Raw genomic sequence first — 14,741 nt, 5'->3', positions numbered from 1 at the left:
ATATATGAAAGAGCAAAGACATAAAAGCTGGAACGAAATAAAAACTAACGATTCTTGGGCCATATTTAAAATTATGGGCGAATTTGTTACAGGCTTTGAAAAAATGAGCAAAATAGGCCCCTGTGTATCTATTTTTGGTTCTGCAAGAACAAAGCCAGAGGATGAATATTATCAGTTAACTGTAAAAGTTGCTGAAAAAATAGTAGAATCAGGTTACGGTGTCATTACCGGTGGAGGTCCAGGAATTATGGAGGCAGGTAATAAGGGTGCTCATTTAGGCGGAGGCACATCCGTAGGTTTAAATATAGACCTTCCCTTTGAGCAGCACGACAACCCTTATATAGATTCCGATAAAAGTTTGGATTTCGACTATTTCTTTGTAAGAAAGGTGATGTTTGTTAAATACTCACAGGGTTTTGTCGTAATGCCTGGTGGGTTTGGAACCTTAGACGAACTATTTGAAGCTATGACATTGATTCAAACACATAAAATTGAAAAATTCCCCATAATACTTGTAGGGAAACGCTTTTGGCAAGGACTAATTGATTGGATTAAAACTACTCTGTTGGAGAGAAATGGGAATATTAGTCCAAAAGACATGGAGCTAATTCACTTAGTTGATACTGAAGATGACGTTATTGAAATCTTGGATACATTTTATCAAAAATCAAGATTAACGCCCAACTTCTAAATTAGTACCATATCTAAAAGTCAAGACTAGCAAAAGATAATTTATTATATTATCGCACCTTGTCACAAATCTTATAAACTATAATAATTTGAGGTTCAGTTTTTTAACTTACTTATTTTTGATAACCTGTTGTTTTATGGGTTATGGCCAAAATCAAATGGGTATCACAGCCAGATTTGATATGGAGAAAAGACTAATAACCGTTTCTCAAACCATTACCTATAAAAACACTTCAAAAGATACGCTTCATTCTATTTATCTACATGATTGGAATCATAGCTATTCCAGTAAAAAAACAGATTTGGCCATAAGGTTAGCAGATGAATACATCAATAGATTTCATTTAGCTAATGACCAACAACGCGGATATACAAAGATTAATGCTATTGTTCAAAACAAGGATACCTTAGTTTATTCCAGATTGAAAAATCAGATTGACATTATTAAAGTTAAGCTGCCTGAGCCTTTAGTTTCAAATGAAGCCTACAACATAGAGCTAAACTATGTTTTAAAAATTCCAAGTGATGAATTTACCAGTTATGGCTACACCAAAGATAATGATTTCAACTTAAGATACTGGTATATCACTCCAGCAATCTATGATTCTGAATGGCAATACTATAGCAACAAAAATTTAAATGATTTATTTAAGCCGAAATCTGATATAAAATTAGAACTTACCTACCCTAAGGATTATAAGTTAACTTCAGAATTAAATGTTATTGAGTCTTCTCAAAATTCAGAAAATGCAACAACAGTATTACACGGAAAAGATAGAATCAATAGCAAACTATACCTTAGCAAAAACTCAAAATTTAAATCCATAAAGAATAATGAAATTGAATTAATTTCAGACTTATATGATAACGATTTGCAAGTAGTTGAAAAGGTACTCGTAAACGAAAAAATTATAAATTATATTACCGATAACCTGGCCTTTATCCGCACGAAAAATTATTACTAACAGAAATTGACAATGCAAACGACCCCGTTTACGGGTTATCTGCCCTACCAAAATTTCTACAACCCTTCTCTGATACTTTTGAGTATGAAATGCGCCTTCTAAAAGTAGCATTACATAATTACCTAGAGAATATTTTAATGGTTAATCCTAGAAAGGATCATTGGCTTTTGGATGGTATTCAAATTTATTTTTTAATAAAATATGTGGAGGACAATTATCCAAATATGAAGTTTTTAGGGAAACTAGCCAACATCTGGGGAATTAGATCGTTTCATGCAGCAGATTTACACTACAATGATAAGTACACGCTTGGATTTATGAGTATGGCAAGAACCAATAGAGACCAACCTTTAACCATGCAAAAGGATTCACTTTTAAAATTCAATAGTAATATTGCAAATAAATACAAAGCTGGCATTGGGTTAAAATATTTAGACGACTTCATCAATCATGATGTTTTTGAAGATGCCATAAAACCATTTTTAAACGAAAATAAACTCGAACGAACATCGTCAAAGGACTTTGAAATTTTCTTAAAATCAAGAACAGATAAGGATATTGATTGGTTTTTTGAGGACTATCTAAACACTAGAAAAAAGATTGACTTCAAAATAAAAAAGGTTGAGAAAACTGAGGACTCTATTACCCTAACCATAAAGAATAAGCGCAATAACAGTATGCCAATAGCACTATACACTTTGAATAATGATAGTGTGATTTCAAAATACTGGGTTGAAGATATTCAAAAACAAAAAACAATTACCGTACCTAGAAATGATGCCAACAAACTGGTGCTAAACTACAACAATGCTGCTCCAGAGTTTAATTTAAGAGATAACTGGAAATCATTAAAGGGTTTCTTTTTTAATAACAAACCATTACAGTTTAGGCTGTTTCAGGACGTGGAGGACCCCAACTATAATCAGGTGTTTTTTATGCCAATCGTTGAGTTCAATAATATTTATGATGGTTTGAATTTAGGAGCAAAAGTGTACAACGGCACCTTACTTCGCAGAAACTTTAAGTACAAAATACAACCGCAATACTCGTTAGGTTCTAAAACAATAACGGGAGGTTCATTTGCATCAATGACACATTATCTTGAAAATCGTAATTTATTTGCTATTACTTATGGGGCAAGCTACTCGTACAGGTCTTATGCAGAAGATTTATTTGTAAGTCGCGTAACCCCTTCCATCTCCTTTTCATTTAGGGAAGATGATGATTTTAGATCCAATAAAAGACAATTACTACGTTTTAGGTTTCTAGATTTTAATCGTGACAAGGATCCTCTAAACCCGGATAGCAGCGACGAACCTAACTATTCCGTTTTCAATGCGCGCTACATCCAGTCTAATGACAATCTAATCAATTTTAGCAAGTGGTATGCTGATTTTCAATTAGCACGAACATTTAGTAAAGTATCGTTTAATTATGAATTTAGAAAACTATTTGAAAGCAACAGACAATTAAATGTACGATTTTTTACGGGTATTTTTCTGGAAAACAATAATAATATTGATTCGGATTATTTCAGTTTTGCTTTAGATAGACCGACTGACTATCTTTTTGAATACAACTATCTTGGGCGGTCTGAAGCTTCAGGCATTTTTAGCCAGCAATTTATTGAAGCCGAAGGTGGTTTTAAGTCTCAGTTAGATGAGCTGGATGTAGCTTTTGCCAACCAGTGGATAAGTACAGCAAATATAAGCACTAGTATTTGGCGCTATATTTTGGCCTATGGCGATTTTGGATTGGTAAAAAATAAATTTAGCACACCAAAGTTTGTTTACGACTCAGGTATTCGCATTAACTTGGTAACAGATTATTTCGAAATTTACTTTCCCGTTTACTCCAACCTAGGTTGGGAAATCGCACAACCAAACTACGACCAGAAAATTCGTTTCAAATTTACCGTTGACCCAGAATCTCTTTTAGGTCTATTCAGAAGACGATGGTATTAACATATTATTACTATTTGATATTTTTTTTTGAGAATACTAAAAAATAAAGTCTTTTTTTTCGTCAAAATTATATTTTTCACATAATTTTAAGAGAAGTTTTAATTGCAAAACTCTTTGAGATTTCGTAATTTCGCATGCGCTTATTAACCTAACTTACATGCAATCACTCACTAACTTGAAAAATAATATATCCTTTGATGATTTTAAAGCTGAAGTCTTAAAGGACTATAAAGTTGCAGTTACAAGCAGAGAATGTAGTTTACTTGGAAGGCGTGAAGTACTTACCGGTAAAGCTAAGTTTGGTATTTTTGGGGATGGTAAGGAAGTACCTCAATTGGCGATGGCTAAAGCCTTTAAAAAAGGCGATTGGCGTTCTGGTTATTACAGAGACCAAACGTTTATGATGGCACTCGGAGAGTTAACGGTAGAGCAGTTTTTTGCAGGACTATACGCCAATACAAATTTAGAGTTAGAGCCCATGTCTGCTGGACGCCAAATGGGAGGTCATTTTGTAACGCATAGTCTTGATGAAAATGGTAACTGGAAAGATCTCACTAAGCAATACAATTCTAGTGCAGATATCTCCCCTACTGCTGGACAAATGCCACGACTTTTAGGTTTGGCACAAGCATCAAAAATCTTCAAGGAATTTAAAGGCTTGAATGCTTCAAGGTTTTCAGTGGATGGAAATGAAGTGGCATGGGGCACCATTGGAAATGCCAGCACAAGCGAAGGTCTTTTTTTTGAAACCATAAATGCTGCTGGAGTACTACAAGTACCAATGGTCACTAGTATTTGGGATGATGAATATGGTATTTCCGTTCATGCTAAATATCAAACTACCAAGGAAAATATCTCTGAAATCCTTAAAGGGTTTCAAAGAGACAAAGACAATAAAGGATTTGAAATCTTAAGGGTTAAAGGATGGGATTACGCCAATTTAATTGAGACCTACCTTGAAGCTGGAACAATTGCCAGAGAAGAACATGTCCCCGTTTTGATTCATGTTACTGAACTCACACAACCACAAGGACACTCTACTTCTGGCTCCCACGAACGTTACAAGAGTGGAGAGCGTTTAAAATGGGAATCAGAGCATGATTGCAACAAAAAAATGCGAGAGTGGATTATTGAGAGCGGTATTGCAACCAATGAAACACTCACAAATATTGAACGCACTATAAAACGTGAGGTAAAACAATTAAGAACAAAGGCGTGGAATACCTTCTTAGCGCCTATAAAGAAAGAGCGTAACGAACTTGTAGGTCTTTTGCACGGGCTCTCAAAGTCGAGTGCTAATGGCGTTTTTATTTCAAAACTTAAAGACACCTTAGAACCTATAAACGAACCGACGAGAAAAGATATTTTATCACATGGCCGAAAAGCGTTGCGCTTTGCTATTGGTGAGACTACTGAGGAAGGCACGAGATTAAAACACTGGATTAATGAGCGGTTTGAAGCTGTTCAGCCTGAATTTAGTTCACATTTATATTGTGAAACTGATAAGTCTGCACTACACGTCACGGAGGTAAAACCAGTTTATAACGATACTTCAGAACTGGTAGATGGAAGAATCATCATCCGTGATAATTTTGATGTCATTTTTAGTAAATACCCCGAAGTACTTATTTTTGGAGAAGATACTGGTAATATTGGGGATGTAAACCAAGGATTGGAAGGTCTGCAAGCTAAATATGGTGAGCAGAGAGTTACCGATGCTGGTATTAGGGAGGCTACCATTATTGGACAAGGTATCGGATTAGCACTAAGAGGGTTGCGGCCAATTGCCGAAATTCAATATTTAGACTATATCTTATATGCACTAAACGTGATAAGTGACGATTTGGCCACAACCCATTATCGCACTAAAGGAAGGCAAAAAGCGCCATTAATAATAAGAACTCGTGGACACCGACTGGAGGGTATTTGGCATTCTGGTTCTCAAATGGGTGGAATATTAAATCTTATAAGAGGTGTTTTAGTGTTAGTGCCAAGAAATATGACAAAAGCAGCTGGGTTTTATAATACGCTTTTAGAGAGTGACGATCCTGCTTTAGTTGTAGAATGTTTAAATGGATATAGGTTAAAAGAACGTCAGCCAACAAATATGGGTAATTTTAAAACACCTGTTGGTGTGGTTGAAACCATTAGAGAGGGTACCGATATTACTTTAGTCTCTTATGGGTCGACACTCCGTTTAGTAGAAGAAGCTGCAAAACAATTGATGACCGTTGGTATTGATGCTGAAGTTATAGATATCCAATCCTTGATACCGTTTGATATTCATCATGACATTGTAAAAAGTATAGCGAAAACGAATCGTATAATGGTGATTGACGAGGATGTTCCTGGTGGTGCTTCTGCTTACATTATGGATAAAATTCTTAATAAACAAAACGCTTTTCAATTTCTGGATAGTGCTCCAAAAACCTTGGCAGCAAAAGCACACAGACCAGCTTATGGTAATGATGGCGATTACTTCTCAAAACCATCAACAGAGGATATTTTTGAGGCCGTTTATGACGTTATGAACGAATTGAGTCCTACTGATTTTCCGAAACTCCGATAATAAAGCTAAAATATTACTATGAAGACCATAGCAACGCTATGGGTTTTTATTTATAATTTAATCATTAAAAAATGAAAGCCGTAAATCTTCCTGATATAAAAAAAGAACTCAACCTGCTTTCCAGCGCAGAATTGCAACAGTTGTGTTTACGATTGGCTCGCTTTAAAAAGGAAAACAAAGAGCTTCTTACCTATCTTTTATTTGAATCGCACAGTGAAACGGGCTATATACAAACGGTAAAGGGGTTTATGGATAGTGAGTTTGAGCTAATAAATACCAATAATTTCTACTATATAAAAAAGAGTATTCGTAAGATACTACGAAACGTTAAAAAATTTATACGCTATTCCCAGAAGAAGGAAACAGAGGTTGAACTTCTCATTTATTTTTGCGAAAAACTGAGAGATTTTAAACCCAGTATTAAAAGAAGTACCCAATTACAAAACATGTATTACCGCCAGATACTCTTAGCTAAAAAAACAATATCTAAATTGCATGAAGATTTGCAATACGATTATAATTTAATGCTGGAGGATTTAGAGTAAAATTTAATTGTGAATTTTATAAAAATCACTATTAATCATCTATAACACTAAACATTTTGATAGTGTATCCTCGTAAATGGCCTCATACTGCGGTACGATAGTATGTAAGTCAAATTTTTCTGCTTGGGTTTTCGCATTGGCTTTAAAGGTTTTTAGTCTTTGCGCATCTTTTAAAATATGTAGTGCATTTTTAATCATGCTATCAACATCTCCAACATCACTTAAAAAACCAGAATAGCCATTTATATTCACTTCTGGAATACCACCGGTATTACTGGAAATGACCGCAACCCCTGATGCCATAGCTTCCAACGCTGCCAAACCAAAACTTTCAGTTTCAGAGGGTAACAAAAATAAATCGCTAAAGCATAATATTTTGTCTATTTCATTACTTCTTCCAAAGAAAATCACTTTATCCAAAATATCTAAATCATTACATTGTTGCTCTACGTTTTCTTTCTCAGGGCCTTCTCCAATAAACATCAATTTTGCCGGCATTTCTTTTTGTATACCATAAAACACCTTAATCACATCCTGAACGCGCTTTACGGGACGTAAATTACTAATATGTGTAATAATTTTTTCATTATCAGCAGCCATCATCCCACGTTGGCAATCCGTAAAACTGTGGTTGTATTTATCTAAATCAATAAAATTTGGTACAACATGTATATCGTTTTTAATGTCAAATAATCGCATAGTATCATCCTTCAAACTTTGAGAAACAGCTGTTACAGCATCAGATTTATTAATGCTAAACGTTACTGCTGGTTTGTAGAATGGATGACTACCTACTAAGGTGATATCAGTCCCATGAAGCGTAGTTACAATGGGAACATGAATACCTTCTTCTTGCATCATTTTTTTTGCCATATAAGCTGCATAGGCATGTGGTATGGCGTAATGAACATGTAGTATTTCAATGTTATGCAGCTTTACCATATCTACCAATTTGCTAGACAATGCCAATTCATAGGGCTGATAATGAAATAAAGGGTATTCTGGGACATTAACCTCATGGTAATGAACATTATTGCTCACTAGCTCCAAACGTACAGGTTGATTATAAGTAATAAAATGAATCTCATGTCCGCGCTTAGATAATTCTAAACCTAACTCCGTAGCAACAACACCACTTCCACCAAAGGTTGGGTAACATACAATGCCTATCGTCATATCTAAATTCTGTTAATCTATAATCGCTTCGTATATGAAGCGTTGGATTTCTGTTCTTATATTTTCTTTCAGCAACCGATTTCTTCCCGCACTTGGATACGTTCTGTTTGCCAAAAATATATACACTATTTCTTCCTCGGGATCTGCCCAAGCATAAGTTCCCGTAAAACCTGAGTGACCAAAACTTGTCATCGAAATACAACCACAAGTGGGCCCTTCTTCGTCTAACTGAGGTTTATCAAATCCAACCCCCCTCCTATTATCATCACCACAATAATAACAGGTATTAAACTTATCTATTGTAGCAGGACTTAAATAGCGCTTACCACCATAAAATCCTTTTTGCAAATACATCTGCATAATTTTAGCAACGTCATTAGCATTACTGAATACACCTGCGTGACCTCCAACGCCATTTTGCATTGCGGCTCCCATATCGTGCACATAACCTTGAATTTTTTGATAACGGTAATAATCGTCAACTTCAGTTGGAATAATATGTTGGCTACTTATTTTACGATAAGGGTTATACATGGTGTAATTTGCTCCAAGGGATTGATAAAAATGAGTTTGTGCTATCTCATCTAGTCCTTTGTCGTAATGCTTTTCAATAAATTTCTTTAAAATATAATAAGGGAAGTCACTATACCTGTAACGCAAACGATCTAATAATTCTGATTCTTTTATTATTTTTTGAATAGAATCTTGATAATCAGTTCTTAAATATAAATTCTTAGCAACTTCAATATTGAATCTTTTACTCTTTTCAGTACGATAATATTTTCCGCTAGGGCGCTTAGTAATAGAATCTAAAGTGTGATAATAAAAAGGTTCCCAGGGGCGTAATCTTGCGTAATGGGATAACATCTGCTTTATGGTAATTCCCGCTTTATTTGACCCTCTATATTCCGGTAAAAGTTCGGACAATGAACTATTAAGTGATAAAATGCCCTTTTCCTCCAGTTCCATAACTATCGGTAAGGTTGCTAAAATTTTGGTTAAAGATGCTACATCATAAATATCTTCAAAAGTTACTTTTTCTTTACCTGAATACGTGTGTTTACCAAAATTTTTGTTGTAAATAACTTTTCCTTTTCTTGCTATCAATAATTGAATACCAGGAGTCATCATAGAATCTACAGCAACATTAGCAATCGAATCGACTTTCTTTAATTTTTCTGAACTCATTCCTACACGCTCTGGAACCGTATAACCTAATCGCTTTATAGGATTATTTACAATGCCGTCGCCCGCTTTAAAAAATTGACTGATGGATACTGGTAATTTTCCTTTTGAAGAAATAGCCCCAAAAATTAATTGCGCTGATTTCTGTTGTGCAATCTCACTATTTTGATAGTTTACTATGACACTTTCAATATTCTCAAAAGTCTTAATGTCATCTAAGGCATAAGGTTTTACAAATACGCTCAATATTACATCATGTGTTCTTGAAATTTCGTATAGCCAAACTAGTTCCTCGTTGGTAAACTTATGACCTTTCCAAGGGTTTTCATCAGAGCGATGAAATCCTACCACCACAGTGTTGTATGACTGTAATTTATTCATCAATTCGTCAAGCTTATCAGCCTTAATATTATGAACTTTAGTATACTTTTTTAGCTCTTTAAAAAATGGCATGCCGTCATCATCTCCGAGACCTACATAAGCTATAGTTTTTGTTTCCAATCGGGTTAATGGCACTAAGTCCATTTCATTTTTGACAAGGGTAATGGCGTTTTCATAAAGCTCTTCTGATAATATATCATCCTCTAAACGATTCAAATCTTTACCTAAACCATACGCGCCTATAGGTTCATAATTGTGAAGACCAGCCTTATATTTTGCCATTAATATCTTTTTTACCGAATGTGCTAAACGCTCTTCCGTAATTTCCCCATTGTCATAAGATTCAATGATTTTAGATACACCAATACCCACATCTTCAGACATAAGCATTACGTCATTTCCTGCTTTGAAAGCAGCCAAATCAATATCTCCAGTATCATCAAAATCCGCAGCACCTTTCATGGTTAAGGCATCTGTAAAAATGAGTCCATTAAATCCCAAGGAGTTTTTTAAAATATCAGTCACAATATGCTTTGATAACGAGGAAGGGTAGCCTTCCCTTGATTCTAAACTAGGCACATTTAAATGTGCCACCATAACACTTGACAACCCTTCTTTAATTAATTTCTTATAAGGATATAACTCAACAGAATCAATGCGTTTTGCATTAAAATTAATTGTTGGTAAGGTATGGTGAGAATCCGCCTCAGTATCGCCATGTCCAGGAAAATGTTTTGCGTTTGCCAAAACTCCTGCACTTTGCATCCCTTTCATAAATGCAAGTGCCTTTTGGGTAACATTATCTCTATCCTCTCCAAAAGAGCGATTGCCGATAATTGGGTTTTTAGGATTGGTATTGATGTCTACCACTGGGGCAAAATTAAAATGCACACCTAAACGCCTACAATGTTCACCTATTTGCCTACCCGTTTGTTCTATGAGTGTATTGTTTTTAACAGCTCCCAGAGCCATATTGTATGGAAAGGCATAGGTTGAGTCCAAACGCATACTCAAACCCCATTCAGCATCCATTCCTATTAACATTGGAATCTTTGATGCGGCTTGTAGTTCATTATTCAATCTGGCCTGTCTGTATGGGCCACCATTAGAGTAAATAATACCACCAATATGATGCTTATGAATAATATTTACAATCTTATTTTTAGTAGCTCCATTTTGATTGGACATCACTTGAACCATATAAAGCTGACCAACTTTCTCCTTAAGAGACATGGCGTTGTAAATACTATCTACCCATTTTTGTTGGGCTTTAGCATCAGGTGTTTTTAGCGGGTGAATAGTTTCTTGCGCATTTATGACGCATGAGAGACAACATAGGATTAAAAAGATATGGCGCATAGGGGATTAATTAAGCACGATTGTTACATAGGTGTAATTAATAATCATGCCAAAATACTACTTTTAAAAAAAAGAGGAAAATACTTTATGATAGTTTTATATAGAAAGGTATAATGGTTTATAGATAATAACTAATTATAGAATCATCTCAACTAATGAACCGTTTTTCTAGGAGTTTTTTTAGAATATTTAAAAATTTATTTACCAAAACAAGGCATACAATACCGTTAAGATAAGCATTACTGCAAACGATCCTATATTGAATAATGGTGATGTTTTAAACAGTTGTTTCGCAATTGGAATACCTTTTTCATCATCAGCACCTTTATGCTGTAAGTAACTCAAGATGGCTATTACCGCCATGGTTAAAAGTAAGGTGTAACCCATCTGATCCATGAAAGGTACATCAACAAATATTGGTGAATTAGACCATCCCTTGGGTGCAACTTTAAAATACATAGCAATTGGGATAGACACTAATGCCCCAATAATGGCTGCTTTGTTTGTAGTTTTCTTCCAAAATAAACCTAATAAGAATACTGCTAAAATCCCTGGACTTACAATACCCGTATATTCTTGAATAAACTGAAATGCTTGATCTATACCGCCTAAAAGAGGTGCCATAATACATGCTATAATTAGTGCAACACCAGCAGATAATCTACCCACATTTACAGTCTTCTTATCATTAGCAGTTTTGTTTATGTATTGCTTGTAAATATCCATTGTAAAAATTGTAGACGTTGAATTTAGCATTGATGCCAAAGAGGACACGATAGCAGCAGCTAATGCGGCAAAAGCCACACCTTTTAGCCCTGTTGGTAAAAATTGTAATAACCAAGGATAAGCATTATCTTTCTTTTCAAGTGGAGAATTTTGTATAGCCATATCCCCTAAACCAGACAATAGTTCAGGATCATTAATAATAACATAAGCAGCAATACCAGGAATTACCACAATTAATGGAATTAATAATTTTAAAAAGGCGGCAAATAAGATACCCTTTTGTGCTTCTTTTAAAGATTTTGCTGCTAGTGTTCTTTGTATAATATATTGATTAAAACCCCAATAATATAAGTTTGCAACCCACATACCACCAACAAGAACAGCTAAACCAGGTAAATTTTTATATTCGGGATTTGATTTATCTAAAATCATTTCAAAACGTTCAGGAACTGTTTGATAAACAGTAGTTAAACCAGCAATAAAGCCTTCACCACCAGAAACTGTATTTAATGCAAGGTACGTGGTAACTAAACCACCAAGCACCAAGAATACAACTTGAATTACATCTGTCCACGCCACAGCAGATAACCCACCATACAACGAATATGCCGCAGCAAACAAGGCTAAACCCGTAATGCCATAGCCTAAAGGCACACCCATTATGGTCTGTAATGCTAAAGCTCCCAAATACAGTACTGATGCTAGATTAACAAAAACGTATAGCGCTATCCAAAAAACAGCAAGAATCGTTTTTAGGTTTGTAGAGAATCGTTTTTCTACAAATTCAGGTATAGTATACAAGCCTTTTTCAATAAATATTGGCAAAAAATACTTACCAACTATGATAAGGGTTAAAGCGGCCATCCATTCATAAGAAGCGATTGCTAAACCAGAAGCAAATCCAGCACCAGACATTCCTATAAACTGTTCTGCTGATATGTTGGCTGCAATAAGAGAAGCTCCTATAGCCCACCATGGCAACGATTTACTAGCCAAGAAATAATCTTCAGCATTCTTTTGATGTCCTTTTTTGTCCCTAGACACCCACAAACCTACACCCAAAATTAAAACAGCATAAGTTATAAATACTACATAATCCCAAGTATCGAATCCTGAATTCATAATTATTTAGTTTGGTTGATAAAAGCAGCAAATATATATATTTAAAGTTAAACCAATAAATGTTCAAATGTGATCCAAAAATAAAAAACCAACTAGTAGGGTCTAGTAGGGTTTTATCAAGAATTTATTTGTAATTTTACATCAACAATGATTAAAATCAATAATAAAATAAGTACTCCGAAGTATCAACAGATAGTTTTTTCAATTGAAAAAGCCATTTCGCAAGGGGAATTAAAAAAAGGGGATCAAATACCTTCCATAAATAACATAAAAGAAGCACAAAATTTATCCAGAGATACTGTTTTAATGGCTTTTAACGACTTAAAAAGTCGAGGTGTAATACAATCTGTAGTTGGAAAAGGATATTATGTATCGAGTGAAAATATTAGCGTAAAACAAAAGGTGTTTTTATTATTTGATGAGTTAAATTCTTTTAAGGAAGACTTGTATAATGCCTTTATCAAGAATTTAAACGATAACATTGAAGTAGATATTTATTTTCACCATTTTAATTATCGTGTTTTTAATAATATTATAGAAAATAACGTTGGAGATTACAATCATTATATTGTAATGCCCGCTAACCTTAAAAACACCGAAAAAACGCTTAAAAAATTACCCGATGATAAGGTTTATGTATTAGACCAAATGCCATCAGAATTAAAGCATTACTCTGGTATTTATCAAAATTTTGAAAAAGACATATACACAAATTTAGAAAAGGCAATTTCGTACATAAAAAAATATCAAAAGTTGCTATTAATTTTTTCATTCAAAAAGCAGCCTATTGGAATGAGAGAAGGTTTCATTAAATTTTGTGAAAAATACAACATACTATATGAAATTTTAGATTCTGTCGGAGATAGAGGTATTGAAAAAGGCGATTTATATATTGTTCCCGATGACAAGCAACTACTTCAATTGATTAAGAAGATGAAGTCAATGAAATTTTCCTTAATTGATGATATCGGCATAATTTCATATAATGATACTTTATTAAAGGAAATTGTAGAAGGTGGTATTACTACTATTTCAACGGATTTTACCGCAATGGGGAAGCGTTTAGCAGAAATGATTCAAAACAACCAACATACCAATATTGAAAATGAAAACCAACTTATAATTAGAAATTCACTTTAAAGTTTAAAATAGTGTACACAATCAAACTAATAAAAAAAGATAACATTCTAGAAGTAACGAATACCGACGCTTCTGTTTATGGTAAAATTTATTTAGACAAAGGCGCCAGTCTTCAGGAATTGACCTTAAATAATCATAATATTATTCAAGATTTAAGTCCTTTAGATTACGCAACTACTTATGCATCCTCTATTTTGTTTCCTTTTGCAAATAGAATAAAAAATGGCGTTTATTCATTCAATGACAGCCAGTACCAATTCCCTATAAACGTAAGTAATGAGCAAAATGCGCTTCACGGTCTAGTTTTTAATAAAACCTTTGAAGTTGTAGAAGAAAACACCACAGAAAAAAATGCCGTGGTGGCTTTACAATATGTTCAGACTGAACTTGTAGATGGATTTCCTTACACTTTTAAAATAAAATTAGTCTACATTTTTAGTAAAGCGGCTTTAGACTTAAAAATGTACGTAGAAAATACAGACACAAAACCCTTTCCATTTACTGTGGGTTGGCATCCTTATTTTACAAGCGACAACTTATTTGAAAGCACTCTTAATATGAATTGCAAAGAAAAAATAGTTTTAGGAGACCGCAATATAACTACTGGTACGACTCCAGTACATGAGAATATTTCTATAAAAATTAGAGATGAGTTTTTTGATGATTGTTGGATGCTAAGTTCCGACGAAGTAGTATTTAAAACACCTAAATATGACCTAAAGTTTAACGCAACTGGTAATAACAACTTTATCCAAGCATACACACCGCCCCAAAAAAACACCATAGCCATAGAACCCACAACAGGTGTTTCCGATAGTTTTAATAACAAAATTGGTTTACAAACACTGCCCCCAAATGAGTCTTATGAAATAACATGGAGTGTAAAAATATCAAACAACTAAATTAAAACTGAACTGAT

The 14,741-nt window shown here is 34.3% G+C and carries 10 protein-coding genes; 7 read left to right on the top strand and 3 right to left on the bottom strand.

The features are described 5' to 3' along the window. The first annotated feature begins 4 nt into the window (after positions 1–4). From AC1B0Z_RS02320 to AC1B0Z_RS02300, 5 genes are all read left to right on the top strand, one after another. The gene (locus AC1B0Z_RS02320; protein ID WP_483793936.1) at positions 5–691 is read left to right on the top strand and encodes an LOG family protein; all 687 of its coding nucleotides are present in this window, start codon (positions 5–7) and stop codon (positions 689–691) included. 136 nt (positions 692–827) lie between these two features. Next, positions 828–1,655 carry a gluzincin family metallopeptidase gene (locus AC1B0Z_RS02315; RefSeq protein WP_483793935.1) on the top strand — a complete coding sequence of 276 codons (828 nt, stop codon included), beginning with the start codon at positions 828–830 and terminating at the stop codon, positions 1,653–1,655. 89 nt (positions 1,656–1,744) lie between these two features. Continuing rightward, on the top strand, positions 1,745–3,619 hold the full coding sequence (locus tag AC1B0Z_RS02310; RefSeq protein ID WP_483793934.1) for a hypothetical protein: 1,875 nt from the start codon (positions 1,745–1,747) through the stop codon (positions 3,617–3,619). A gap of 157 nt (positions 3,620–3,776) precedes the next feature. After that, entirely contained in the window at positions 3,777–6,188 is a 2,412-nt protein-coding gene (locus AC1B0Z_RS02305) for an alpha-ketoacid dehydrogenase subunit alpha/beta (protein WP_483793933.1), read from the top strand. Positions 6,189–6,259: 71 nt separating this feature from the next. Next, complete coding sequence (locus AC1B0Z_RS02300) at positions 6,260–6,733, top strand: hypothetical protein (protein ID WP_483793932.1); 474 nt, start codon at positions 6,260–6,262, stop codon at positions 6,731–6,733. A gap of 39 nt (positions 6,734–6,772) precedes the next feature. Here the strand turns inward: AC1B0Z_RS02300 and bshA are convergent, their stop codons facing one another. The 3 genes from bshA to AC1B0Z_RS02285 form a co-directional block, all read right to left on the bottom strand. After that, entirely contained in the window at positions 6,773–7,909 is a 1,137-nt protein-coding gene (bshA, locus tag AC1B0Z_RS02295) for an N-acetyl-alpha-D-glucosaminyl L-malate synthase BshA (protein WP_483793931.1), read from the bottom strand. Positions 7,910–7,921: 12 nt separating this feature from the next. Further along, positions 7,922–10,834 carry a serine hydrolase domain-containing protein gene (locus AC1B0Z_RS02290; RefSeq protein ID WP_483793930.1) on the bottom strand — a complete coding sequence of 971 codons (2,913 nt, stop codon included), beginning with the start codon at positions 10,832–10,834 and terminating at the stop codon, positions 7,922–7,924. A gap of 201 nt (positions 10,835–11,035) precedes the next feature. Next, positions 11,036–12,682: a sodium/sugar symporter gene (locus AC1B0Z_RS02285; protein WP_483793929.1), complete on the bottom strand. Its 1,647-nt coding sequence runs from the start codon at positions 12,680–12,682 to the stop codon at positions 11,036–11,038. Positions 12,683–12,829: 147 nt separating this feature from the next. Between AC1B0Z_RS02285 and AC1B0Z_RS02280 the strand changes: the two genes are divergently transcribed. Further along, a complete protein-coding gene (locus AC1B0Z_RS02280) occupies positions 12,830–13,822 on the top strand; it encodes a GntR family transcriptional regulator (protein WP_483793928.1) in 993 nt (330 codons plus the stop codon). A gap of 11 nt (positions 13,823–13,833) precedes the next feature. Further along, positions 13,834–14,724 (top strand): aldose epimerase family protein, encoded by an 891-nt coding sequence (locus AC1B0Z_RS02275; protein ID WP_483793927.1) that lies wholly within the window; start codon positions 13,834–13,836, stop codon positions 14,722–14,724. Positions 14,725–14,741: the final 17 nt, after the last annotated feature.

Source organism: Hyunsoonleella sp. J2K-J805 (assembly GCF_057167125.1).
Note: the sequence above shows the minus strand (reverse complement) of the source record. Positions and strands in the feature narration are given on the sequence as shown.

Coding starts and splice junctions, on each gene's coding strand:
- AC1B0Z_RS02310 (WP_483793934.1), top strand. CDS start 1,745: ATGCGCCTTCTAAAAGTAGCATTACATAATTACCTAGAGAATATTTTA.
- AC1B0Z_RS02290 (WP_483793930.1), bottom strand. CDS start 10,834: ATGCGCCATATCTTTTTAATCCTATGTTGTCTCTCATGCGTCATAAAT.
- AC1B0Z_RS02305 (WP_483793933.1), top strand. CDS start 3,777: ATGCAATCACTCACTAACTTGAAAAATAATATATCCTTTGATGATTTT.
- AC1B0Z_RS02280 (WP_483793928.1), top strand. CDS start 12,830: ATGATTAAAATCAATAATAAAATAAGTACTCCGAAGTATCAACAGATA.
- AC1B0Z_RS02300 (WP_483793932.1), top strand. CDS start 6,260: ATGAAAGCCGTAAATCTTCCTGATATAAAAAAAGAACTCAACCTGCTT.
- AC1B0Z_RS02320 (WP_483793936.1), top strand. CDS start 5: ATGAAAGAGCAAAGACATAAAAGCTGGAACGAAATAAAAACTAACGAT.
- AC1B0Z_RS02285 (WP_483793929.1), bottom strand. CDS start 12,682: ATGAATTCAGGATTCGATACTTGGGATTATGTAGTATTTATAACTTAT.
- AC1B0Z_RS02315 (WP_483793935.1), top strand. CDS start 828: ATGGGTTATGGCCAAAATCAAATGGGTATCACAGCCAGATTTGATATG.
- bshA (WP_483793931.1), bottom strand. CDS start 7,909: ATGACGATAGGCATTGTATGTTACCCAACCTTTGGTGGAAGTGGTGTT.